A 21,017-nucleotide genomic window follows, 5' to 3' on the forward strand; every position below is an offset into this window, starting at 1 on the left:
ACATGGGTATCGCAATCAAGGGCAAGGGCAAGGCGATCTCGCGCAAGCGTCGCCACTTCCGCCTGCGCAAGAAGATCTCCGGCACCGCTGCTCGTCCCCGCCTGGTCGTCACCCGCTCGTCGCGCCACATGGTCGCGCAGATCGTGGACGACACCGTCGGCAAGACCCTGGCCTCGGCGTCGACCCTCGAGGCCGACGTCCGCGCCATGGAGGGCGACAAGACCGCGAAGGCGTCCAAGGTCGGCCAGCTGGTCGCCGAGCGCGCCAAGTCCGCGGGCATCGAGGCCGTGGTCTTCGACCGTGGCGGCAACAAGTACCACGGCCGTGTCGCGGCCGTGGCCGACGGTGCCCGAGAGGCGGGCCTCGCCCTCTAGGGCGCGGCCAGGAGTGAGGAATTATGGCTGACAACAACAGCGGCCGTCGGGGCGGTAACCGCCGCGACAACGAGCCGGAGAACAAGTTCGTCGAGCGCGTCGTCACCATCAACCGCGTCGCCAAGGTCGTGAAGGGCGGTCGTCGCTTCAGCTTCACCGCGCTCGTGGTCGTCGGTGACGGCGAGGGCAACGTCGGCATCGGCTACGGCAAGGCGAAGGAGGTGCCGGCCGCGATCTCGAAGGGTGTCGAGGAGGCCAAGCGCAACTTCTTCCGCGTCCCCCGTATCCAGGGCACCATCCCGCACGCCGTGCAGGGTGAGGCCGCCGCGGGCGTCGTGTTCCTGCGTCCCGCGTCGCCGGGTACCGGTGTGATCGCCGGTGGTCCGGTGCGCGCGGTGCTCGAGTGCGCCGGCATCCACGACGTCCTGAGCAAGTCGCTCGGCTCGTCCAACGCGATCAACATCGTGCACGCGACCGTCGACGCCCTCAAGCGCCTCGAGCGCCCCGAGGCCGTCGCCGCCCGCCGTGGCAAGTCGGTGGAGGACGTGGCCCCGGCCGCGATGCTCCGCGCGCAGGCAGCGGGGGTGAAGTAGTCATGGCACGACTCAAGGTCGTTCAGAAGAAGTCGGCGATCGGCACGAAGCCGCAGCACCGCGAGACCCTGCGGTCGCTCGGCCTCAAGCGCATCGGCGACATCGTCGTGAAGGAGGACCGTCCCGAGATCCGCGGGATGGTCAAGGCGGTGGACCACCTGGTCGCCGTTGAGGAGGTTGACTGATGGCTGACGCCAACACGCCGGCCGAGGAGACCGCCGAGAAGGCTGCTCCCGCCAAGAAGCCGGCCGCCAAGAAGGCCCCGGCGAAGGCTGCGGCCGACAAGCCGGCCGCCGCGAAGAAGCCCGCCGCCAAGAAGGCTGCGTCCGACGAGGCCAAGCCGGCCGCCAAGAAGCCGGCCGCCAAGAAGGCCGAGCCCCAGGCGGAGGAGCCCGCGGAGAAGGTGGCGACCCTCAAGGTCCACCACCTCCGTCCGGCTCCCGGCTCGCACACCAAGAAGACCCGTGTGGGTCGTGGTGAGGCGTCCAAGGGCAAGACCGCCGGTCGCGGCACCAAGGGCACGGGTGCCCGCTACCAGGTTCCGGAGCGCTTCGAGGGTGGCCAGACGCCCATCCACATGCGCATCCCGAAGCTGCGCGGCTTCAAGAGCCCGTTCAAGGTGTACTACCAGGTCGTCAACGTGGGCCAGCTCTCCGAGCTGTTCCCCAAGGGCGGCGAGATCACCAAGGCGGACCTCGTGGAGAAGGGTGCGGTGCGCCGCAACCAGCCCGTGAAGGTCCTCGGTGAGGGCGAGATCTCCGTCAAGGTGACGCTCGTCGACGCCGACAAGGTCTCGCAGTCCGCGAAGACCAAGATCGAGGCCGCTGGCGGCTCGGTCAACGAGGGCTAGAAGATGATCGCACCGGGCCCGTCCGTATGGACGGGCCCGGTCGCGTATCCTCTACCTGTTCTATTTTCCCTGGAGGGTCAATGCTGAGTGGCTTCATGAGTGCGTTCCGCACCCCGGATCTTCGGAGGAAGCTCCTCTTCACGATCGGCATCATCGCCGTCTACCGCCTGGGTGTCGCGATCCCGACGCCGGGCGTCGACTACGGCAACGTCGAGCTGTGCCTCGCGCAGACGAGCACCAACGCGGGCTTCGCGATCCTGAACCTGTTCTCGGGCGGCGCGCTGCTGCAGCTGTCCATCTTCGCGCTCGGCATCATGCCGTACATCACCGCGTCGATCATCGTGCAGCTCCTGCGCGTGCTCATCCCGCGCTTCGAGACGCTCCACAAGGAGGGCGCCGAGGGCCAGGCCAAGCTGACGCAGTACACGCGTTACATCACGGTCGGCTTCGCCGCGATCCAGTCCGCCTCGTACATCACGATGGCGCGCAACGACATCTTCTTCCCCGGCTGCTCCGTCCCGGTCATCCCCAACGACTCGTGGAACGTCATCCTCACCATGGTGCTGACGATGACGGCCGGCACGGTGCTCATCATGTGGCTCGGCGAGCGCATCACCGAGCGCGGCGTCGGCAACGGCATGTCGCTCCTCATCTTCACCTCGGTCGCCGCGGGCTTCCCCGGCATCGTGTCGTCGATCTGGAACTCCTCGAACGGCGCCCGCAACCTGTTCTTCACGGCGATCGTGCTGTTCATCGTGATCGCGGCGGTCGTGTTCGTCGAGCAGTCGCAGCGCCGCATCCCGGTGCAGTACGCGAAGCGCATGGTCGGCCGCAAGATGCTGGGCGGCTCGTCCACCTACATCCCGCTGAAGATCAACATGGCGGGCATCATCCCCGTGATCTTCGCGTCGTCGCTGCTCACCATCCCGCAGGTGATCATCCAGTTCCAGGGCGACGACCCGGCCGGCTGGGTGGTGTGGCTCAACAACAACGTCGCCCAGTCGAGCGCGCCGCTCCACATCGCGCTCTACATCCTGCTGATCGTGTTCTTCGCGTACTTCTACACCGCGATCACGTTCAACCCCACCGAGGTCGCCGACGACATGAAGAAGTACGGCGGCTTCATCCCCGGCATCCGTCCCGGCACTCCCACCGCGGAGTTCCTCGACTACGTGCTGTCCCGCATCACGGCCGCCGGCTCGCTGTACCTCGCGATCGTCGCGCTCGTGCCGACGCTGCTGTTCGTGGCGCTGGGCCTGTCGTCGTCGATCCCGTTCGGCGGCACCTCGATCCTCATCCTCGTCGGCGTCGGTCTCGACACCGTCAAGCGGATCCAGTCCCAGCTCGAGCAGCACCACTACGAAGGGTTCCTCAAGTAATGCGTGCAGTCCTCCTCGGCCCTCCCGGCGCTGGCAAGGGCACCCAGGCCGCCCGTCTCACGGAGCGCTTCGGCGTCCCCGCGATCTCGACCGGCGACATCTTCCGCGCGAACGTCAAGGGCGGCACCCCGCTCGGCGTCAAGGCGCAGGAGTACATGAACGCGGGCCAGCTGGTCCCCGACGAGGTCACGAACGCCATGGTGCGGGCGCGCCTCGCGGAGGACGATGCGGCGCAGGGCTTCCTGCTCGACGGCTACCCGCGCAACCCCGAGCAGGCGGTCGAGCTCGACTCGATGCTGGCGGACCTGGGCGTCGAGCTGGACGTGGCGATGGAGATCACCGCGGACTTCGACGAGGTGACGCAGCGCCTGCTCAAGCGCGCCGAGATCGAGGGCCGCGCGGACGACACCGAGCCGGTGATCCGTAAGCGCCTCGAGGTGTACGCCACTTCGACCGCGCCGCTCACGGCGTTCTACGCGGGCCGCGGCCTGCTGGTCCAGGTCGACGGCCTGGGCGAGATCGACGAGGTCACCGAGCGCCTCGTCGCCGCCGTCGCGCGCTGACGGCCATGGCCGGGCGCATCGAGCTCAAGACCCGCGAGGAGATGCGGGTCATGGCGGAGGCGGGCGTGATCGTGCAGCGCGCGCTCGCCGCCGCCAGGCAGGCGTGCGTCCCGGGCGCGACGACCGCCGATGCGGACGCGGCGGCCGCCCGCGTCATCGCGGAGGCGGGCGCGACGTCGAACTTCCTCGGCTATCAGGGCTTCCCCGCGACCGCGTGCGTGTCCGTCAACGAGGAGGTCGTCCACGGCATCCCGGGCGACCGGGTGCTCGTCGAGGGCGACCTCGTGTCGATCGACTGCGGCGCCGTCGTGGGCGGCTGGCACGGTGACAGCGCCGTGTCCTTCATCGTCGGCGAGCCCGCGTCCCGCGCCGACGTCGCGCTCGTGAGCACCACCGAGCGCGCGCTGTGGGCGGGGATCGCCGCCCTCGCGACGGCCGACCGCGTCTCCGACGTGTCCGCCGCGATCGAGGACGTCGCGGACGAGGCGGGCCTCCACCCCCTCGAGGGCTACGTCGGCCACGGCATCGGCACCGCCATGCACATGGAGCCGGACGTCCCCAACTACCGGGTGCGCGGCCGCAGCCCGCGCGTGCGCCCCGGCATGTGCCTCGCGCTCGAGCCCATGCTCGTCGTCGGCACGCCCGACTCCGCCGTGCTCAACGACGAGTGGACCGTCGTCTCGCTCGACGGCTCGCGCGCGGCCCACTGGGAGCACTCGATCGCGGTCCACGAGGACGGCATCTGGGTGCTGACCGCCGCCGACGGCGGCGCCGCGCGCCTCGCGCCCCTCGGCATCACGCCCGTCGCGCCGTAGCTGGAAGCCGCATCGTCCCTGGTGTGGCCCACTCCACACGCGTTCACGCACTCGTTACCTCGGCGGCATCCCGGGGCAAAGCCCGCGGGTTAGCGTCGCCTCAGCAGGCGCTCCGGACGCCCGCACGCTGAGGAGGGCGCCATGGCGCGAGGGTTTTCGTACGCCCCGGGGGCGAGCGCGGAGGTCGAGGAGGCCGCCGCGCCCGGGCTTACCAAGGAACGGATCCAGGAGCTCGGCGGCTCGCGCAACGCGCTGGTGCGCGAGGCCGTCGCGACGCGCGACGACTGCCCGTTCGGGCTCATGGTGACGCTCGCGCACGACCACGCCGTGCCGGTCCGTGCCGCGATGGCCGCGAACCCCAAGGTGCTCCACTCGATCCTCGACTACCTGTCGCACGACCGGCAGGTCGCCGTGCTGTGCGCCGTGGCCGGCAACCCGTCCACGGGCCAGGAGATCCTCGAGGCGCTCGCCGCGCACCGCAAGGGCGAGGTCCGGGACGCGGCCGCCGCGGCGCTCGACGCGCGCGCGGAGCAGGCCGACACCGCCGACCACACGCCCGAGCTCCGCGACCGGGTCTTCGAGGAGTCCCAGGCGCGCCGCGCGGCGCTGCTCGCGCAGTCCGCCGAGACCGGCCTCGAGGCCGCCGCCGACGACGCGATGGCCGCGGTCGAGCCCCAGGAGGCGGACCCCCTGCCCGCGCGTCCGACCCGCAGCGCGCCGGTGCGCGGCTTCCGCCCGCCGGTGGAGGCGTGACGCCGGCTACCCACCATTCGTCGGACCTTCACCCGCCCGTCACCTGAGCGTCAGCGGTTGCTCATGCCCGCCCCCTAGCCTCTCGGGAATCGACAGGGGAGGTGGGGGTGGCCGACGACGGGTGGTCCCGCGCGCTGATGGCGGCGTCCGGCGTGCCGGTCGCGAGCGAGAGCCGCGACGACGGGCTGCGGGCGGTCGTCATGGAGGCCCGTACCGACGGCCTTCCCCGCGAGCGGGTCATCGCCCTCGCGCAGCACCGCGAGCCCGCGGTCCGCGAGGCCGTCGCGGCGCGTCCCGACTGCCCGCTCGGCATGCAGGCCTCCCTCGCCCACGACCGCCGCGCGTCGGTGCGCGTCGCTCTCGCCTCGGGGCCGGGCCTCGCCGGCTCGATCGCGGGGGTGCTCGCGCAGGACCGCGAGCTGTCCGTGCTCAAGGCGCTCGCCCGCAACGCCGCGACGCCGCGGCCGGTGCTCGAGCGGCTCGCCGCGCATCGTCGCGACGACGTCGCGCGCCTCGCGCGCCGCTCGCTCGACGGGGTGGTGCTGGGCGCCGCGCCCGCGACCGTCGCCGAGATCGAGGAGCGCCCCCGCGCGGGTGCCGCACCCGCCTCCGAGGAGCGCTCGCCGGTGGGGGACCGCGCGTCCCGGGTGCTGGCCCCGCGGCCGTCCGTGCCGCCCCGCTCCGAGGGCCGTTCCCCGCGCTGACACCCCTGGCAGGGCCCAGGAAACGGGAAGTCCCGTGTGTCGTGAAGATGACATGATGTCTGATTCATCACAGAGATTTGACCGGCCCTCCGCGCCTCAGAAAGATACTTGGCAAAAGGCTGAGCGGTGGGAGGTACGCAGTGGTGGTTCCGGCCAGTGGGGCGTCAGAGGACGTGGCGCGCGCGCTCGATCCTGAGATCTGCGGCTCCGAGCTCCTTCCGCTCGCGGTGCACCGGGACCCGCACGTGCGGGCCGCCGTGGCCGCGCGCAGCGACTGCCCGATGGGCGCGCTGGTGTCGCTCGGGCACGATGCGAACCTCGACGTGCTGAGCGCGCTGCTCGGCAACGCGCGGACGCCGTCGTCCGTGGTGCGCCGGCTCGCGGACCACCGCGACCCGCGCATCTCGGGGCTCGCGGTCCAGCGCCTCCGCAACTCGTTCCGGTAGGCTCGGTCCCACAGGGGCGTCCCCGCCCGCGCGACGATGCGCGGCGCAGGTTGAGACGCGCGGCAGATTGCCGTATAGTTTTCCGTTGGGCGTTTTTGCGCGCCCACATTCCCTGTCAACCAACGTTAGCGGAGTAATGGCCAAGAAAGACGGAGTCATCGAGGTCGAGGGCGTGGTGGTGGAAGCACTGCCGAACGCATCGTTCCGAGTGGAGCTGACGAACGGGCACCTCGTGCTCGCTCACATCTCCGGCAAGATGCGCCAGCACTACATCAGGATCCTCCCCGAGGACCGCGTGGTGGTGGAGCTCAGCCCCTATGACCTGTCCCGCGGCCGCATCGTCTACCGCTACAAGTGAGCCGCCGTCCGAGCGCACCCGTGCGCGACGACGACGCAGGAAAGAACCATGAAGGTTAAGCCCAGCGTCAAGCCCATCTGCGACAAGTGCAAGGTGATCCGACGCAATGGCCGAGTGATGGTCATCTGCGAGAACCTGCGCCACAAGCAGCGTCAGGGCTAGACACCCCCGTCTCATCCTCGTTCGACCATATGCATCAAACCCCCGGCTCGGAGGCCGGGGCCCGCTGACACCAGGCGGGGCGGTCGAGCGTCAGACCTCCGACTACTGATGGAGTAGAACCAGCAATGGCACGCATCGTCGGAGTCGACATCCCGCGCGACAAGCGCATGGAGGTCGCACTCACCTACATCTACGGCATCGGCCGTACCCGCGCCCAGCAGATCCTCGCCGCCACCGGCATCAGCGCGGACCTGCGCGTCAAGGACGCGACCGATGACCAGCTCGTCGCGATCCGCGACTACATCGAGGCCAACTTCACCGTCGAGGGCGACCTGCGCCGCGAGGTGACCGCCGACATCCGCCGCAAGGTCGAGATCGGCAACTACCAGGGTCTCCGCCACCGTCGTGGCATGCCCGTCCGCGGTCAGCGCACGAAGACCAACGCGCGCACGCGCAAGGGCCCCAAGAAGACCGTCGCCGGAAAGAAGAAGTAAGACATGGCCGCTCCTACTCGCAAGCCGCGCAAGAAGATCAAGAAGACCGTCGCGCACGGTCAGGCGCACATCAAGTCCACCTTCAACAACACGATCATCTCGATCACGGACCCCTCGGGTGCCGTCGTGTCGTGGTCGTCGTCGGGCCAGGTCGGCTTCAAGGGTTCGCGCAAGTCCACGCCGTACGCCGCGCAGATGGCCGCCGAGGCCGCCGCGCGTCGCGCCCAGGACGCCGGCATGAGCAAGGTCGACGTGTTCGTCAAGGGCCCGGGCTCGGGCCGCGACACCGCGATCCGCTCGCTCACGGCCGCCGGCCTCGAGGTGACCTCCATCAAGGACGTCACCCCGCAGGCGCACAACGGCTGCCGCCCGCCGAAGCGCCGCCGCAACTAGCACGCCCGCGCGGGTCCGGCCCGCGCTCCCGGTCGCGGGCCGATGCGGTTGCATCGGCCCGTGGCCGCCCCCATTTCCAGCTTCTGGCCCCTGACGGACCTATCCCGGCAGGGAACTCTCGAGCATCAGATAGCGGGTGCTCGGAAAGGAAACAACCGTGCTGATCGCACAGCGTCCCACGCTGACCGAGAAGGTCATCTCGGAGAACCGTTCGCAGTTCTCGCTCAAGCCGCTCGAGCCGGGCTTCGGCTACACGCTCGGCAACTCGCTCCGCCGCACGCTGCTGTCGTCCATCCCGGGCGCGGCCGTGACGTCGGTGCGCTTCGAGGGCGTCCTCCACGAGTTCACCACCATCGACGGGGTGAAGGAGGACGTGACCGAGATCCTGCTCAACCTCAAGAACCTCGTGGTCTCGTCGGAGAACGACGAGCCCGTCGTGATGTACCTGCGCAAGTCGGGCGCGGGCGTCGTCACCGGTGCTGACATCCAGCCCCCGGCCGGCGTCGAGATCCACAACCCGGACCTCCACATCGCGACCCTCAACGCGAAGGCGAAGTTCGAGGTCGAGCTCACGGTCGAGCGCGGTCGCGGCTACGTGCCCGCGGCGATGAACAAGAGCTACGACGCGGAGATCGGCCAGATCCCCGTCGACTCGATCTACTCGCCCGTCCTCAAGGTGACCTACAAGGTCGAGGCCACCCGTGTCGCGCAGCGCACGGACTTCGACGAGCTGGTCATCGACGTCGAGACGAAGTCCTCGATCTCGCCGCGCGACGCCGTCGCGTCCGCCGGCGCGACGCTCGTCGAGCTCTTCTCGCTCGCCCGCGGCCTCAACGAGTCCGCCGAGGGCATCGAGATCGGCCCGTCGGACACGGACGAGTCGCTCGAGGAGGACTACAACCAGCCGATCGAGGAGCTCAACCTCACGCAGCGGTCGTACAACTGCCTCAAGCGCGAGGGCATCCACACGGTTGGCGAGCTCACGGCGCGCTCCGAGGCGGACCTCATGGACATCCGCAACTTCGGCCAGAAGTCGATCACCGAGGTGAAGGAGAAGCTCGCCGAGCTGGGCTTCTCCCTCAAGGACAGCGCCGTCGAGTACGACAGCGGCTCGTCCGTCTACTTCTCGGGCAGCGACGAGTAACAAGGAGAATTCTCAATCATGCCTACCCCCACCAAGGGTGCCCGCCTGGGCGGCGGTCCCGCGCACGAGCGTCAGATGCTCGCGAACCTTTCGCAGAGCCTCTTCGAGCACGGCCGCATCACCACCACCGTGACCAAGGCCAAGCGCCTGCGCCCGCACGCCGAGCGTCTCATCACCTTCGCGAAGCGCGGCGACCTCGCCTCGCGCCGCAAGGTGCTCGGGATCCTCTCGGACAAGGGCGTCGTCCACAAGCTCTTCACCGAGATCGGCCCCGGCTTCGCCGAGCGTGACGGCGGCTACACCCGCATCACCAAGACCGGCTTCCGCAAGGGCGACAACGCCCCCATGGCCGTGATCGAGCTCGTCGAGTTCGGCGCGCCCGCCAAGAAGGCCGTCGCCAAGGAGGCCGAGAAGGCCACCAAGAAGGCTGCGCCGAAGAAGGTCGAGGAGGCCCCCGCGGCCGAGGAGACCGTCGTCGAGGAGACCGTCGTCGAGGCTGAGGCCACCGACGAGGCCGCCGAGACCAAGTAACCCTCGCCTTCCATCAAGGCAACCCGAGGCGGGTCCGCACATGCTCCCTGAGACTGTGCGGGCCCGCCTCGACCTTTCCTACGACGGCACTGACTTCTCCGGGTGGGCCACCCAGCCCGGGCTGCGGACCGTCCAGGGCGTCCTCGAGGACGCCCTCGTGCGCATCGTCCGCCAGGAGGCGTACCCCCGGGTGACCGTCGCCGGGCGGACCGATGCGGGCGTCCACGCCCGCGGCCAGGTCGCCCACGTCGACATCGCGGCTTCCGCCTGGGAGCGGATGCCCGGCCGCGCCGCGCGCACGCCGGCCCAGGGGCTGCTCTCGCGCCTCGACGGCGTCCTCCCCGACGACGTCGTGATCCGCGACGTCACGGTCGCGCCCGCGGGCTTCGACGCGCGCTTCTCCGCCACGCAGCGCCGCTACGCCTACCGCGTCACCGACGCCGTCCCCGACGTCCTGCGGCGCCGTCACGTGGTCCGCGTGAGCCGCCCGCTCGACGTCGACGCCCTCAACCGCGCATCGTCCACCCTGCTGGGCCTGCGCGACTTCGCGGCCTTCTGCCGCGGCCGCGAGGGCGCCACCACCATCCGCGACCTCACCGAGCTGTCGTGGCGACGCGAGACCGAGGGCCCCGACGCGGGCCTGGTCGTCGCGACCGTGCGCGCGGACGCGTTCTGCCACTCGATGGTGCGGTCGCTCGTCGGCGCCCTGCTCACCGTCGGGGAGGGGCGGCGCGACCTCGACTGGCTCGCCGCCGTCGCGGCCTCCGAGACGCGGTCGCAGGCCATCGCGGTCGCGCCCGCGCACGGGCTCACGCTCGAGGAGGTCGCGTACCCGGACGATGCGCTGCTCGCGGCGCGCGCCGAGGCTACCCGAGGGCGGCGCACGCTCCCGTGACCGACGCGCGCGTCCCGCGGCTCCCGGATTGAGATTCCGCGCTCACGCGCGTATGATGGTGCGTCGTTGTGCGTTCCCTCGTGGACGGTGCCTCCCACTCGCCGCCGCAGGACCCGCCGACCGATTGCTTCGCGGTGCCATCACGGCACCGTCCACCAGAACGAGTAGAAGTAAGGCTTCACAGTGCGTACGTTTTCTCCCAAGCCGGGTGACGTCACCAAGAACTGGTACGTCATCGACGCTACTGACGTGGTCCTCGGTCGTCTGGCCTCCCAGGCCGCTTCGCTGCTCCGCGGCAAGCACAAGGCGACCTTTGCGCCCCACGTCGACGGCGGTGACTTCGTCATCGTCATCAACGCTGAGAAGGTGGCCCTCTCGGGCAACAAGCTCACCGACAAGATGGTCTACCGCCACTCGGGCTTCCCGGGCGGTCTGTCGGCCGTCCCGATCGGCGAGCTCCTCGAGAAGAACCCCCGTCGCGTGATCGAGAACGCGGTCAAGGGCATGCTGCCCAAGACCAAGCTCGGCGCCGCCCAGCTCAAGCACCTCAAGGTCTACGCCGGCGCGGAGCACCCGCACGCCGCGCAGCAGCCCGAGGTCTTCGAGATCTCCCAGGTCGCGCAGTAAGCGCCGCAGCAGTTAAGGATTGATGAAAGTGGCAGATGTGACCACCGAGGTCGAGAACGAGACCCCGTCCGAGTACACCACCGAGACCGTTGCCGAGCGCGGCAAGGGTGTCACCAACCTCGCCCCCGGCGCCGGCCTCGGCCGTCGCAAGGAGGCCGTCGCCCGCGTGCGCCTGGTGCCCGGCACCGGCAAGTGGGTCATCAACGGCCGCGAGCTCGAGAACTACTTCCCGAACAAGGTCCACCAGCAGCTGGTGAACTCGCCGTTCGCGCTCCTCGACATCGAGGGCAAGTTCGACGTGCACGCCCGCATCCACGGTGGCGGCCCGTCGGGTCAGGCCGGCGCGCTGCGCCTCGGCGTGGCCCGCGCGCTCAACGAGATCGACGAGGACAACAACCGCGCGACGCTCAAGAAGGCCGGCTTCCTCACCCGCGATGCCCGCATCGTGGAGCGCAAGAAGGCCGGTCTCAAGAAGGCCCGCCGCGCGCCGCAGTACTCGAAGCGCTAATCTCTCGCGCATGGCGCGACTCTTCGGCACGGACGGTGTCCGGGGCCTGGCCAACCGGGACCTCACGGCGGAGCTGGCGGTCGACCTCGCGGTCGCCGCGGCTCACGTCCTGGGGGAACGGGGCGAGTTCTCCGGGCACCGTCCTCGTGCCGTCATCGGCCGCGACACCCGCGTCTCAGGCGAGTTCCTGAGCGCGGCTGTCGCGGCCGGTCTTGCTTCCGCGGGCGTCGACGTGCTCGACGTGGGCGTCGTGCCCACCCCCGCGGTCGCCTACCTCACCGCCTCCACCGAGGCGGACCTGGGCGTGGTGATCTCCGCATCCCACAACCCCATGCCGGACAACGGCATCAAGTTCTTCGCGCGCGGCGGCCACAAGCTCGACGACTCCGTCGAGGAGGCCATCGAGGCGCGCGTGGGCGAGGCCTGGGAGCGGCCCCTCGGCGCGGCCGTCGGGCGCATCGTCCCCTCCGCCGCCCTCGCGGGCGAGTACGTCGACCACGTGGTGGCGGCCGTCCGCTCCTTCGCCGGCTCCGACGAGCCGCTCGACGGCGTCCACATCGTCGTCGACGCCGCGCACGGCGCCGCCTCCGCGGTGGGCCCCGCGGCCCTCGCCGCCGCCGGCGCCCGCGTCACCACCATCAACGCGTCGCCCGACGGCCTCAACATCAACGACGGCGTCGGATCCACGCACCTCGGGCCGCTCCAGGCGGCCGTCGTCGAGCACGGCGGCGACCTCGGCGTGGCCTTCGACGGCGACGCCGACCGCTGCCTCGCGGTCGACCACACGGGCGCGGTCGTCAACGGCGACCAGATCATGGGCCTCCTCGCCATCGCGATGCGCGACACCGGCACGCTGTACCGCTCGACCCTCGTCGCGACCGTGATGAGCAACCTCGGGCTGCACCAGGCGATGCGCCGCGAGGGCATCGACATCGTCGAGACCGCGGTGGGCGACAGGTACGTCCTCGAGGCCATGCGCGACGCCGGCTACACGCTGGGCGGCGAGCAGTCGGGCCACATCATCGTCTCGGACTACGCGACCACCGGCGACGGCGTGCTGTCGGCGCTGCTGGTCGCCGCGCGCGTCGCCTCCAGGGGACCGCTGCGCGAGCAGTGCGCCGGCATCGAGACGCTGCCGCAGGTGCTCATCAACGTGCGCGGGGCGGACCGCTCGCGCGTGCACACCGACCGCGAGCTCCAGGCCGCCGTGAGCGCCGCGCGCCGCGAGCTGGGCGACACCGGGCGCGTGCTGCTGCGCCCGTCCGGGACCGAGCCGCTCGTGCGCGTCATGGTCGAGGCCGCGACGGCCGAGGAGGCGCAGCGCCACGGCGAGGCGCTGGCCGCGGTCGTGCGCGACCGCCTGTCGCTTTGACCTGACGCGCGCCCGGAGCCGCCTCGGCCCCGCGCTGTGGTCGCCCGGCGGCCTCGCCTGTTCCATCGCCGCATCTGCCTCGCCCGGTCGATCGCTGCATCGGCCTCGCCCGGTCGATCGCCGCATCGGCCTCAATTCCGCGATCGGCGGGTGGGAAGTGCGCGTTCTCCACCCGGAATCCTCGAAGTTGGCGCACGGGGACGGCGCGTGCGGCCACGGGGACGGCGCGTGCGGCCACGGGGACGGCGCGTGCGGCCATGCGGCCGGCGCGCACGGCGTCGCGAACGCGGATCCGTGCGCACCGTCGCGGGACCGGGGGATGAGCCGCGGATCAGGGCATCCCCCGATCGCCGGGCGCGGGCGCACCTGACAGACTTGGCCTCGTGAACGAGCTCTGGCACCTCCTGACCGACTGGATCGACACCGTCGAGATCTGGGTCGAGTCGCTCATGGAGTCGCTGTGGATCTACCCCGCGGTGTGGATCCTGTCGCTGCTGGACGGGGTGTTCCCGGTGCTGCCGAGCGAGTCCGTCGTCATCGCGACCGCGACCGGGTGGGCCCAGACCGGCACGCCGTGGATCGGGATCATCTGGATCGCGGCCGCGACCGGCGCGTGGTGCGGCGACCAGCTCGCGTACCTCATCGGCTCGAAGCTCGACGTCCGCAAGCACCCGCTGTTCGCGCGCGCCGGCATGCGCAAGACGCTCGACTGGGCCGAGTCGACCCTCGAGCGGCGCGGCACCACCTTCATCATCGCGGCCCGCTTCATCCCCATGGGCCGCGTCGCCGTCAACCTCACGGCGGGCGCGCTGCGCTACCCGCGCCAGTGGTTCATGGTCGTCGACGCGGTCGCCGTCGCGATCTGGGCGACCTACGGTTGCGCGCTCGGCGTGTGGGCAGGGTCGATCTTCGAGAACATCCTCGTGTCGATCCTCGTGGGCGTCGTCGGCGGCGTCGTGATCGGCATCCTCATCGACAAGGTCCTCGCGCGGCTGGGCTTCGCGGAGCCCGAGATGCCCAGCCTGTCGGAGGAGATCGAGGAGCGCCTTCTCACCGGCGAGCTGCAGGTGCGGCCGCCGCGTCGCGAGCGCCGACGCGGTGAGGGCGGGTCCGACGATGCCGCCTGAGGCCGTCGACGGCGTCGACGTCGCCTGGGAGGACGCGCGCGCCGCGAACCTCGCCAACTGGGACGACCGCGTGCCGCTCCACGTCGAGGCCTACGGTGTCGACGCCTTCGCCGCCGACCCGGCCCATCTCTCCAGCGTCGTGCGGCACGACCTGCCGGTTCTCGAGCGGCACCTCGACGGCGGCACGCTGGCCGGGCTCGATCTGTGCCACCTCCAGTGCCACATCGGCACCGACACGGTGTCCCTGGCCCGCGCCGGGGCGCGCGTCGTCGGAGTGGACTTCTCCGCCCCCGCGCTCGAGGCCGCCGCCCGCCTGGCCGATACGGCGGGCGTCGACGCCCGCTGGGTCGAGGGCGACGTGCTCGAGGCGCGGGCGCTCGTCGACGCCGCGCTCGGCGAGGACCGCGCGTTCGACGTGGTCTACACGAGCATCGGCACGATCGGCTGGCTGTCCGACCTGGCGGCATGGGCACGGCAGATCGCCGCGCTGCTGACCACCGGCGGCATCCTCTACTTCCGCGACGGCCATCCCATGCTCGGCACCATCGACGAGGACCGCGACGAGCTCGTGGCCCGCTACCGCTACTTCTCGGACGGGCGCGCGCTCCAGTGGGACGACGACGCGACGTACGTGGGGGACGGGAAGGTCGAGGCGACGCGCACGTACGAGTGGGCGCATCCCGTCTCCGAGATCGTCACCGCGCTGCTGCAGGCGGGGCTCGTGATCGAGGCGATGGACGAGGGCCGGACCCTGCCGTGGCGCTTCTCCGAGCGGATGGTCGAGCTGCCCGACGGCGACTTCGCGTGGCCGGGCGGCGAGGCCGCCGTGGTGCCCTGCACGCTCACCATCGTGGCGCGACGGCCGTAGCCGGCGTCAGAGCTTGCGCATGCGGACCGACTCGACGCGGTGGTCCGGCCCCTTGTTGAGGATGATCGTCGCGCGCGAGCGGGTGGGGGCGATGTTGCGCGCGAGGTTGGGCGCGTTGACCGTGTCCCACACCTGGCCCGCGACGGCCTGCGCCTGCTCGTCGGTCAGCGTCGAGTAGGAGTGGAAGTACGAGTCCGGCTTCGCGAAGGCGGACTCGCGCAGCGCGAGGAAGCGCTCGATGTACCAGCGGCGGATGTCGTCCGGGTGCGCGTCGACGTAGATCGACACGTCGAAGAAGTCGCTCACCGCGAGCTGCGAGGCGCCGGGCTCCCGCGGCTGCGCGGTCTGGAGCACGTTGAGCCCCTCGACGATGAGCACGTCGGGCTGGCGGACCACGACCTCCTTGCCCGGCACGATGTCGTAGACCTGGTGCGAGTACACGGGCGCCCGCACGTCGGCCTCGCCCGACTTCACCTTGAGGATGAAGTCGCGCAGCGCGCGCCGGTCGAAGGACTCGGGGAAGCCCTTGCGCGCCATCAGCCCGCGCTCGTTGAGGATCTCGTTGGGGTAGAGGAAGCCGTCCGTGGTGACGAGCTCGACGTGCGGCGAGGAGGGCCAGCGCGCCATGAGCTCGCGCAGCAGGCGCGCGGTGGTCGACTTGCCCACCGCGACGGATCCGGCCACGCCGATGACGAACGGCGTGCGGGAGGCCCGCTCGCCCAGGAACTCGCTGGTGGCGCCGTGGAGCATGCCGGTCGCGCCGGAGTAGAGGTCGAGCAGCCGCGACAGCGGCCGGTAGATGCGGTCGACCTCCGCGATGTCGATGGGGTCGCCCAGGCCGCGCACGCGCGCGACGTCCTCCGCGGTGAGCGGCAGCGGCGTCGCATCGGCGAGGGCCGCCCACTCGTCGCGGGTCAGGGTGACGTACGGGGTGCCCGCGTCGGACCGTCGCGCCTCGTTCACCCGCCCATTGTTGCGCATCGTCCGACCCCGGGACGATGCGCGTGCCCGGCCTGCGCCGCGCGCCCGGGGGCGGCCTCTAGACTCGGGGGCATGTGCGGAATCGTCGGTTATGTGGGGTCGGGCGCGCCCGGCGGCCGCCCGCAGGGCGTGGTCATGTCGGGTCTGGCGCGGCTGGAGTATCGCGGATACGACTCCGCCGGCATCGCGGTCGTGACCGAGGACACCGAGCGTGTGGGCATGCGCAAGAAGGCCGGCAAGCTCGTCAACCTCGAGAAGGAGCTCGCCGAGCACCCCTTGGCCGCCGCGACCGCGGCGATCGGCCACACCCGCTGGGCGACGCACGGCGCGCCCACGGACGCCAACGCGCACCCGCACCTTGCCGCGGGCGGGCGCGTCGCGATCATCCACAACGGCATCATCGAGAACTTCGCGGCGCTGCGCGGCGAGCTGCTCGACGACGGCGTCGAGTTCCTGTCCGAGACCGACACCGAGGTCGCGGGCCATCTGCTCGCGCGCGAGATCGACCGCGGGCTGTCGCTCGCGGATGCGATGCGCGCCATCACGCGCCGCCTCGACGGCGCGTTCACGCTCCTCGCGGTCGACGCGCGCGAGCCCCGCACGGTGGTGGGCGCGCGCCGCAACAGCCCGCTCGTCATCGGCCTGGGCGAGGGGGAGAACTTCCTCGGCTCCGACGTGGTCGCGTTCATCGAGCACACGCGCACCGCGCTCGAGCTGCACCAGGACGAGGTCGTGGAGATCACGCCCGACGGCGTCACCATCACCGACATCCGCGGCCTCGTGGTCGAGCGCGAGCCGTACCACGTCGACTGGGACGCCTCGGCGGCCCAGAAGGGCGGCTTCGCGACCTTCATGGAGAAGGAGATCCACGACCAGCCGACGGCGGTCGCGGACACCCTGCGCGGGCGCATCGACGAGCACGGCCGCCTCCAGCTCGACGGCGGCATGATCCACGAGACGATCCTCAACTCGATCGACAAGATCATCGTGGTCGCGTGCGGCACCGCCGCGTACGCCGGCCTGGTGGGCCGCTACGCGATCGAGCACTGGTGCCGCATCCCGGTCGAGGTCGAGCTCGCGCACGAGTTCCGCTACCGCGACCCCGTCGTGAGCGTGCGCACCCTCGTGGTCGCGATCTCGCAGTCGGGCGAGACGATGGACACGATCATGGCGGTGCGCCACGCGCAGCAGCAGGGCGCCCCCGTCATCGCGATCGTCAACTCGCAGGGCTCGACCATCGCCCGCGACGCCGACGCGGTGCTCTACACGCGCGCCGGGCCGGAGATCGCGGTCGCGTCGACCAAGGCCTTCCTCGCGCAGATCACCGCCGTCTACCTGCTCGGCATCTACCTCGCCGAGCTGCGCGGCAACAAGTTCCCCGACGAGATCGAGTCGCTGCTCGACCAGCTCGACGCCATCCCCGCGAAGATCCAGCGCGTCCTCGACACGTCCGAGCCGATCCGCGAGCTCGCGCGCAGCATGGCGGACGAGCGCACGGTGCTGTTCCTGGGCCGCCACGTGGGCTTCCCCGTCGCGCTCGAGGGCGCCCTCAAGCTCAAGGAGCTCGCGTACATCCACGCCGAGGGCTTCGCCGCCGGCGAGCTCAAGCACGGTCCCATCGCGCTCGTCGAGGAGGGCCAGCCGGTCTTCATCGTGCTGCCGAGCCCGCGCGGCCGCGAGTCGCTGCACTCCAAGGTGATCTCGAACGTGCAGGAGGTCCGCGCGCGCGGGGCCCGCACCTTCGTCATCGCGGAGGAGGGTGACAAGGAGGCGGAGAACTACGCCGAGCAGGTGTTCTACGTGCCCTCCGCGCCGGTGCTCATGACGCCGCTGCTGTCCGTGGTGCCGCTCCAGCTGTTCGCTCTCGAGCTGGCCGCGGCCAAGGGCTACGACGTCGACCAGCCGCGCAACCTCGCGAAGTCCGTCACGGTGGAGTGAGCGTGGCGATCCTGGGCCTCGGCATCGACGTCGTCGAGATCGCACGGTTCGAGGACGCGCTCGAGCGCTCGCCGGGCTTCCTCGAGCGGGTCTTCACGCCCGCCGAGCGCGGGATGGGCCACGCGAGCCTCGCCGCGCGGTGGGCCGCCAAGGAGGCGCTCGCGAAGGCGCTCGGCGCGCCCGCGGGGCTGAGCTGGCAGGACTGCGAGGTGACGCGCGAGGACGGCGGCCAGCCGCGCCTGCTCGTCACCGGGACCGTCGCGGCGCGCGTCGCCGCGCTTGGCATGACGTCGCTGCACGTGTCGCTGTCGCACGACGCGGGGATCGCCTCCGCCGTCGTCATCGGGGAGGGCTGAATGACCCGCTTGCAGGTGAGCATCGACCACGGCGCCATCGCGCGCAACGTCGAGCGGCTGCGCGCCTACGCGCCCACGGCCGAGGTGATGGCCGTGGTGAAGGCCGACGCGTACGGCCACGGGCTGGCGGGCGCGGCCCGCGCGGCCCGCGAGGGCGGCGCGGCCTGGCTGGGCGTCGCGCAGCCGGACGAGGCGCTCGCGCTGCGCGCCGCCGGCGACACCGGCCGCGTGCTGTGCTGGCTGTACGGGCCCGAGCTGCCCGCCCGCGCGCTCATCCGCGGCGGCGTGGACGTCAGCGCCTCGTCCCTCGAGGTGCTCGACACGCTCGTCGCCGCCGCCCGCATGGATGGCCTGCGCGCCCGCGTCCACGTGTGCGTCGACACGGGGCTGTCGCGCGAGGGCGTGCGCCCCGAGGCGCTGCCCGCGCTGCTCGACGCGGCGCTCGCGGCGGACGATGCGGTGGAGGTCGTCGGCGTGTGGTCGCACCTCGCGTGGGCGGACCAGCCGGGCCACCCCACCATCGACCGCCAGGCCGGCGTGTTCCGCGACGCGGTCGCGGTGATCGAGGAGCGCGGCGTCGCGCTCGAGGTGCGCCACCTCGCCAACTCCGCCGCGACGCTCACCCGGCCGGACCTCCACTTCGACCTCGTCCGCCCTGGCATCGCCGTCTACGGCCTGCCGCCGGTGGAGGACCCGGCCGGCGAGGGCTTCGGGCTCGAGCCCGCGATGCGGGTCACCGCGTCGCTCGCGCTCGTCAAGGACGTGCCCGCGGGGGAGGGCGTGAGCTACGGCCACGAGTACACGACGCCGCGCGACACCCGGCTCGGGCTCGTCACCGCCGGCTACTCCGACGGCATCTTCCGCTCCGCCGGCAAGGGCCGCGGCCCGGTCGCGGTCGGCGGGCGCCGGTTCGTCATCGCGGGCCGCGTGTGCATGGACCAGGTGGTGCTCGACCTCGGGCCCGACGCGACCGCGCGGGCGGGCGACGAGGTGGTCCTCATCGGCGCCGACGGCCCCTCGGCTCGCGAGTGGGCCGATGCGGCGGGCACCATCGACTACGAGATCGTCTGCCGCTTCGGCGGCCTGAAGGAGAAGCACCCGGCATGACCAGCGCATCGTCCGCCACCTTCGACGTCGCCACGGGCGACGCGATGCGGGCCCTCGCCCGCGACGTGCTCGCGCCTCATCTGCGCGCTGGCGACGTCGTCATCCTCAGCGGCGACCTGGGCGCCGGCAAGACCACGTTCACGCAGGGCCTGGGCGACGCGATCGGCGTCCGCGGCCCCGTCGCGAGCCCCACGTTCATCATCGCGCGCACGCACCCCTCCGAGGTGGGCGGGCCCGCGCTCATCCACGTCGACGCGTACCGCCTCAACTCGCTCGCGGAGCTCGACGACCTCGACCTCGACGCCACCGTCGACAGCTCGATCACGGTGGTCGAGTGGGGCGAGGACAAGGCCGAGCAGCTGTCGCAGGACCGGGTGCACGTCGTCATCGCGCGCGAGCACGGCGGCGAGGTCGACATGGAACGGCCCGACGAGGGCCTGCGCACCGTCACGTTCACCACCCACGGCGACCGCTGGGCCGGCGTCGCGCTCGTAGGCTAGAGCCGTGATCCTCGCCCTCGACACGTCGTCCGCCATCGCCGTCGCGCTCGTCTCCCCGTCGGGGGAGCTGCTCGCCCGGCGCTCCGCCTTCAACCCCCGCGGGCACGCGGAGCTGCTGTCGGGGCTCATCGAGGAGGCGCTGACCGAGGCGGGCGCCGCGCGCGCCGACCTCACCCGCATCGTGGTCGGCACCGGCCCCGCGCCGTTCACCGGGCTGCGCGTCGGCCTCATGACCGCCCGCACGCTCGGGCACGTGTGGAGCATCCCGGTCGAGGGCGTGTGCTCGCTCGACGCGCTCGGCGCCTCCCTGCCCGGCGAGGCGACCGTGGTGGCCGACGCGCGGCGCAAGGAGGTCTACTGGGCGACGTACCGCGACGGCGTGCGCGTCGCCGGGCCCGCCGTGAGCGCCCCGGCCGACGTGCCGGTGGCCGGCGCCGTGGTGGGCCGCGGGGCGCTGCTCTACCCCGACGCGTTCCCGGGCGCGGTCGAGGGCGACCCGGACCCCGCGCTGCTCGTGGGCGTCGCGGACCGCCTGCGCGCCGCGGGCGAGGAGATGCCCACCGAGCCGCTGTACCTGCGCCGCCCCGACGTGCACGGCGTGCCGGGGGCGTGACCTCCGCCCCGGGCGCCGACGCCGGCGCCGCACCCGCCTGGGTCATCCGCGACCTGGTCAAGGCGGACCTGCCGTGGATGGCCGAGCAGGAGCAGCGCATGTTCGGCGCCTCCGCGTGGTCGCGCGAGCTCATCGCCGACGACTACCTCTACGGGCTCACCCGGTACCGGGGCATCGAGCTGGACGGGGCGCTCGCGGGCTACGCCGTGTACGGCTACGACGGGGACGCGTTCCACCTGCTCAACCTCGCCGTGGTGCCCGAGGCGCGCGGCCGGGGGCTGGGCCGCGCGCTCATGGACGACTTCATGGCCGAGGCCCGCGAGCAGGGCGCCCCGGACGCGTGGCTCGAGGTCGCCGTCGACAACGAGGTCGCGCTGGCGCTGTACCGCGCCTACGGCTTCGAGGACGTGCGGATCCGCAGGAAGTACTACCAGCCCGAGGGCCTCGACGCCCTCGTGATGCGGGTGCAGCTGACCGGCTACGAGCCCGGCGCCTGACCCGCCCGCGCGACGCCGCCCCGCCGCCCGCGTAGGGTGCGAAGAAGGGTCGAGCGAAGGCGGTGGACC

Annotated in this window: 29 protein-coding genes; 28 read left to right on the top strand and 1 reads right to left on the bottom strand. The window is 71.6% G+C overall.

Translation table 11 applies throughout. The features are described 5' to 3' along the window. Positions 1-2 precede the first annotated feature (2 nt). From rplR to AOM07_RS13095, 22 genes are all read left to right on the top strand, one after another. Positions 3-374 carry a 50S ribosomal protein L18 gene (gene rplR, locus AOM07_RS12995; RefSeq protein ID WP_062314484.1) on the top strand — a complete coding sequence of 124 codons (372 nt, stop codon included), beginning with the start codon at positions 3-5 and terminating at the stop codon, positions 372-374. A gap of 23 nt (positions 375-397) precedes the next feature. Next, positions 398-967, top strand: coding sequence for a 30S ribosomal protein S5 (rpsE, locus tag AOM07_RS13000; RefSeq protein ID WP_062314487.1), 570 nt, complete (start codon positions 398-400; stop codon positions 965-967). A gap of 2 nt (positions 968-969) precedes the next feature. Continuing rightward, positions 970-1,152, top strand: coding sequence for a 50S ribosomal protein L30 (gene rpmD, locus AOM07_RS13005; protein ID WP_062314489.1), 183 nt, complete (start codon positions 970-972; stop codon positions 1,150-1,152). Further along, on the top strand, positions 1,152-1,817 hold the full coding sequence (rplO, locus tag AOM07_RS13010) for a 50S ribosomal protein L15 (RefSeq protein WP_084830314.1): 666 nt from the start codon (positions 1,152-1,154) through the stop codon (positions 1,815-1,817). Before rpmD ends, rplO begins: the two co-directional genes overlap by 1 nt. Before the next feature lie 80 nt (positions 1,818-1,897). Continuing rightward, positions 1,898-3,196 carry a preprotein translocase subunit SecY gene (gene secY / locus AOM07_RS13015; RefSeq protein ID WP_062314491.1) on the top strand — a complete coding sequence of 433 codons (1,299 nt, stop codon included), beginning with the start codon at positions 1,898-1,900 and terminating at the stop codon, positions 3,194-3,196. Beyond that, positions 3,196-3,759 carry an adenylate kinase gene (locus AOM07_RS13020; protein ID WP_062314495.1) on the top strand — a complete coding sequence of 188 codons (564 nt, stop codon included), beginning with the start codon at positions 3,196-3,198 and terminating at the stop codon, positions 3,757-3,759. The genes secY and AOM07_RS13020 overlap by 1 nt, the downstream gene beginning before the upstream one ends. A gap of 5 nt (positions 3,760-3,764) precedes the next feature. Further along, entirely contained in the window at positions 3,765-4,574 is an 810-nt protein-coding gene (gene map, locus AOM07_RS13025) for a type I methionyl aminopeptidase (RefSeq protein WP_062314498.1), read from the top strand. Between the two features lie 141 nt (positions 4,575-4,715). Continuing rightward, positions 4,716-5,327, top strand: a complete 612-nt coding sequence (locus AOM07_RS13030) for a hypothetical protein (protein ID WP_062314501.1) — start codon at positions 4,716-4,718, stop codon at positions 5,325-5,327. Positions 5,328-5,434: 107 nt separating this feature from the next. Beyond that, entirely contained in the window at positions 5,435-6,031 is a 597-nt protein-coding gene (locus tag AOM07_RS13035; protein ID WP_062314503.1) for a hypothetical protein, read from the top strand. A 173-nt stretch (positions 6,032-6,204) separates the two neighbouring features. After that, entirely contained in the window at positions 6,205-6,477 is a 273-nt protein-coding gene (locus AOM07_RS13040) for a hypothetical protein (RefSeq protein ID WP_062314505.1), read from the top strand. A gap of 136 nt (positions 6,478-6,613) precedes the next feature. Further along, positions 6,614-6,835, top strand: a complete 222-nt coding sequence (infA, locus tag AOM07_RS13045; RefSeq protein WP_042213122.1) for a translation initiation factor IF-1 — start codon at positions 6,614-6,616, stop codon at positions 6,833-6,835. 48 nt (positions 6,836-6,883) lie between these two features. After that, the gene (rpmJ, locus tag AOM07_RS14550; protein ID WP_062069916.1) at positions 6,884-6,997 is read left to right on the top strand and encodes a 50S ribosomal protein L36; all 114 of its coding nucleotides are present in this window, start codon (positions 6,884-6,886) and stop codon (positions 6,995-6,997) included. 125 nt (positions 6,998-7,122) lie between these two features. Then, on the top strand, positions 7,123-7,491 hold the full coding sequence (rpsM, locus tag AOM07_RS13050; protein WP_062314507.1) for a 30S ribosomal protein S13: 369 nt from the start codon (positions 7,123-7,125) through the stop codon (positions 7,489-7,491). 3 nt (positions 7,492-7,494) lie between these two features. Next, complete coding sequence (rpsK, locus tag AOM07_RS13055; RefSeq protein WP_061963598.1) at positions 7,495-7,884, top strand: 30S ribosomal protein S11; 390 nt, start codon at positions 7,495-7,497, stop codon at positions 7,882-7,884. A 157-nt stretch (positions 7,885-8,041) separates the two neighbouring features. After that, complete coding sequence (locus AOM07_RS13060; RefSeq protein ID WP_062314509.1) at positions 8,042-9,028, top strand: DNA-directed RNA polymerase subunit alpha; 987 nt, start codon at positions 8,042-8,044, stop codon at positions 9,026-9,028. A gap of 18 nt (positions 9,029-9,046) precedes the next feature. Beyond that, a complete protein-coding gene (gene rplQ / locus AOM07_RS13065) occupies positions 9,047-9,559 on the top strand; it encodes a 50S ribosomal protein L17 (RefSeq protein WP_062314511.1) in 513 nt (170 codons plus the stop codon). A gap of 40 nt (positions 9,560-9,599) precedes the next feature. Next, a complete protein-coding gene (gene truA, locus AOM07_RS13070) occupies positions 9,600-10,454 on the top strand; it encodes a tRNA pseudouridine(38-40) synthase TruA (protein WP_062314513.1) in 855 nt (284 codons plus the stop codon). 183 nt (positions 10,455-10,637) lie between these two features. After that, a complete protein-coding gene (gene rplM, locus AOM07_RS13075) occupies positions 10,638-11,081 on the top strand; it encodes a 50S ribosomal protein L13 (protein ID WP_042213112.1) in 444 nt (147 codons plus the stop codon). Between the two features lie 22 nt (positions 11,082-11,103). Continuing rightward, the gene (gene rpsI, locus AOM07_RS13080) at positions 11,104-11,589 is read left to right on the top strand and encodes a 30S ribosomal protein S9 (protein WP_062314515.1); all 486 of its coding nucleotides are present in this window, start codon (positions 11,104-11,106) and stop codon (positions 11,587-11,589) included. Between the two features lie 10 nt (positions 11,590-11,599). Continuing rightward, positions 11,600-12,961 (top strand): phosphoglucosamine mutase, encoded by a 1,362-nt coding sequence (gene glmM / locus AOM07_RS13085; RefSeq protein WP_062314517.1) that lies wholly within the window; start codon positions 11,600-11,602, stop codon positions 12,959-12,961. A gap of 383 nt (positions 12,962-13,344) precedes the next feature. Next, entirely contained in the window at positions 13,345-14,088 is a 744-nt protein-coding gene (locus AOM07_RS13090) for a DedA family protein (protein WP_062314519.1), read from the top strand. Continuing rightward, on the top strand, positions 14,078-14,956 hold the full coding sequence (locus AOM07_RS13095) for a class I SAM-dependent methyltransferase (RefSeq protein WP_062314521.1): 879 nt from the start codon (positions 14,078-14,080) through the stop codon (positions 14,954-14,956). Before AOM07_RS13090 ends, AOM07_RS13095 begins: the two co-directional genes overlap by 11 nt. Before the next feature lie 6 nt (positions 14,957-14,962). Here AOM07_RS13095 and coaA read toward each other — a convergent pair whose 3' ends face one another. Beyond that, a complete protein-coding gene (coaA, locus tag AOM07_RS13100) occupies positions 14,963-15,937 on the bottom strand; it encodes a type I pantothenate kinase (protein WP_062314523.1) in 975 nt (324 codons plus the stop codon). A gap of 72 nt (positions 15,938-16,009) precedes the next feature. Here coaA and glmS point away from each other — a divergent pair, with 72 nt between their 5' ends. The 6 genes from glmS to rimI are packed head-to-tail and all read left to right on the top strand — an operon-like array spanning position 16,010 to position 20,948. After that, entirely contained in the window at positions 16,010-17,875 is a 1,866-nt protein-coding gene (gene glmS / locus AOM07_RS13105; protein WP_062314525.1) for a glutamine--fructose-6-phosphate transaminase (isomerizing), read from the top strand. 2 nt (positions 17,876-17,877) lie between these two features. Next, positions 17,878-18,231, top strand: coding sequence for a holo-ACP synthase (locus AOM07_RS13110; protein WP_062314527.1), 354 nt, complete (start codon positions 17,878-17,880; stop codon positions 18,229-18,231). Next, entirely contained in the window at positions 18,232-19,338 is a 1,107-nt protein-coding gene (alr, locus tag AOM07_RS13115; RefSeq protein ID WP_062314529.1) for an alanine racemase, read from the top strand. Further along, positions 19,335-19,838: a tRNA (adenosine(37)-N6)-threonylcarbamoyltransferase complex ATPase subunit type 1 TsaE gene (gene tsaE / locus AOM07_RS13120; protein ID WP_062314531.1), complete on the top strand. Its 504-nt coding sequence runs from the start codon at positions 19,335-19,337 to the stop codon at positions 19,836-19,838. Before alr ends, tsaE begins: the two co-directional genes overlap by 4 nt. 4 nt (positions 19,839-19,842) lie before the next feature. Next, positions 19,843-20,451, top strand: coding sequence for a tRNA (adenosine(37)-N6)-threonylcarbamoyltransferase complex dimerization subunit type 1 TsaB (tsaB, locus tag AOM07_RS13125; protein WP_062314532.1), 609 nt, complete (start codon positions 19,843-19,845; stop codon positions 20,449-20,451). After that, positions 20,448-20,948, top strand: coding sequence for a ribosomal protein S18-alanine N-acetyltransferase (gene rimI / locus AOM07_RS13130; protein ID WP_062314534.1), 501 nt, complete (start codon positions 20,448-20,450; stop codon positions 20,946-20,948). The genes tsaB and rimI overlap by 4 nt, the downstream gene beginning before the upstream one ends. Positions 20,949-21,017: the final 69 nt, after the last annotated feature.

The organism is Demequina rhizosphaerae (genome assembly GCF_000971255.1).
Classification (GTDB): domain Bacteria; phylum Actinomycetota; class Actinomycetes; order Actinomycetales; family Demequinaceae; genus Demequina; species Demequina rhizosphaerae.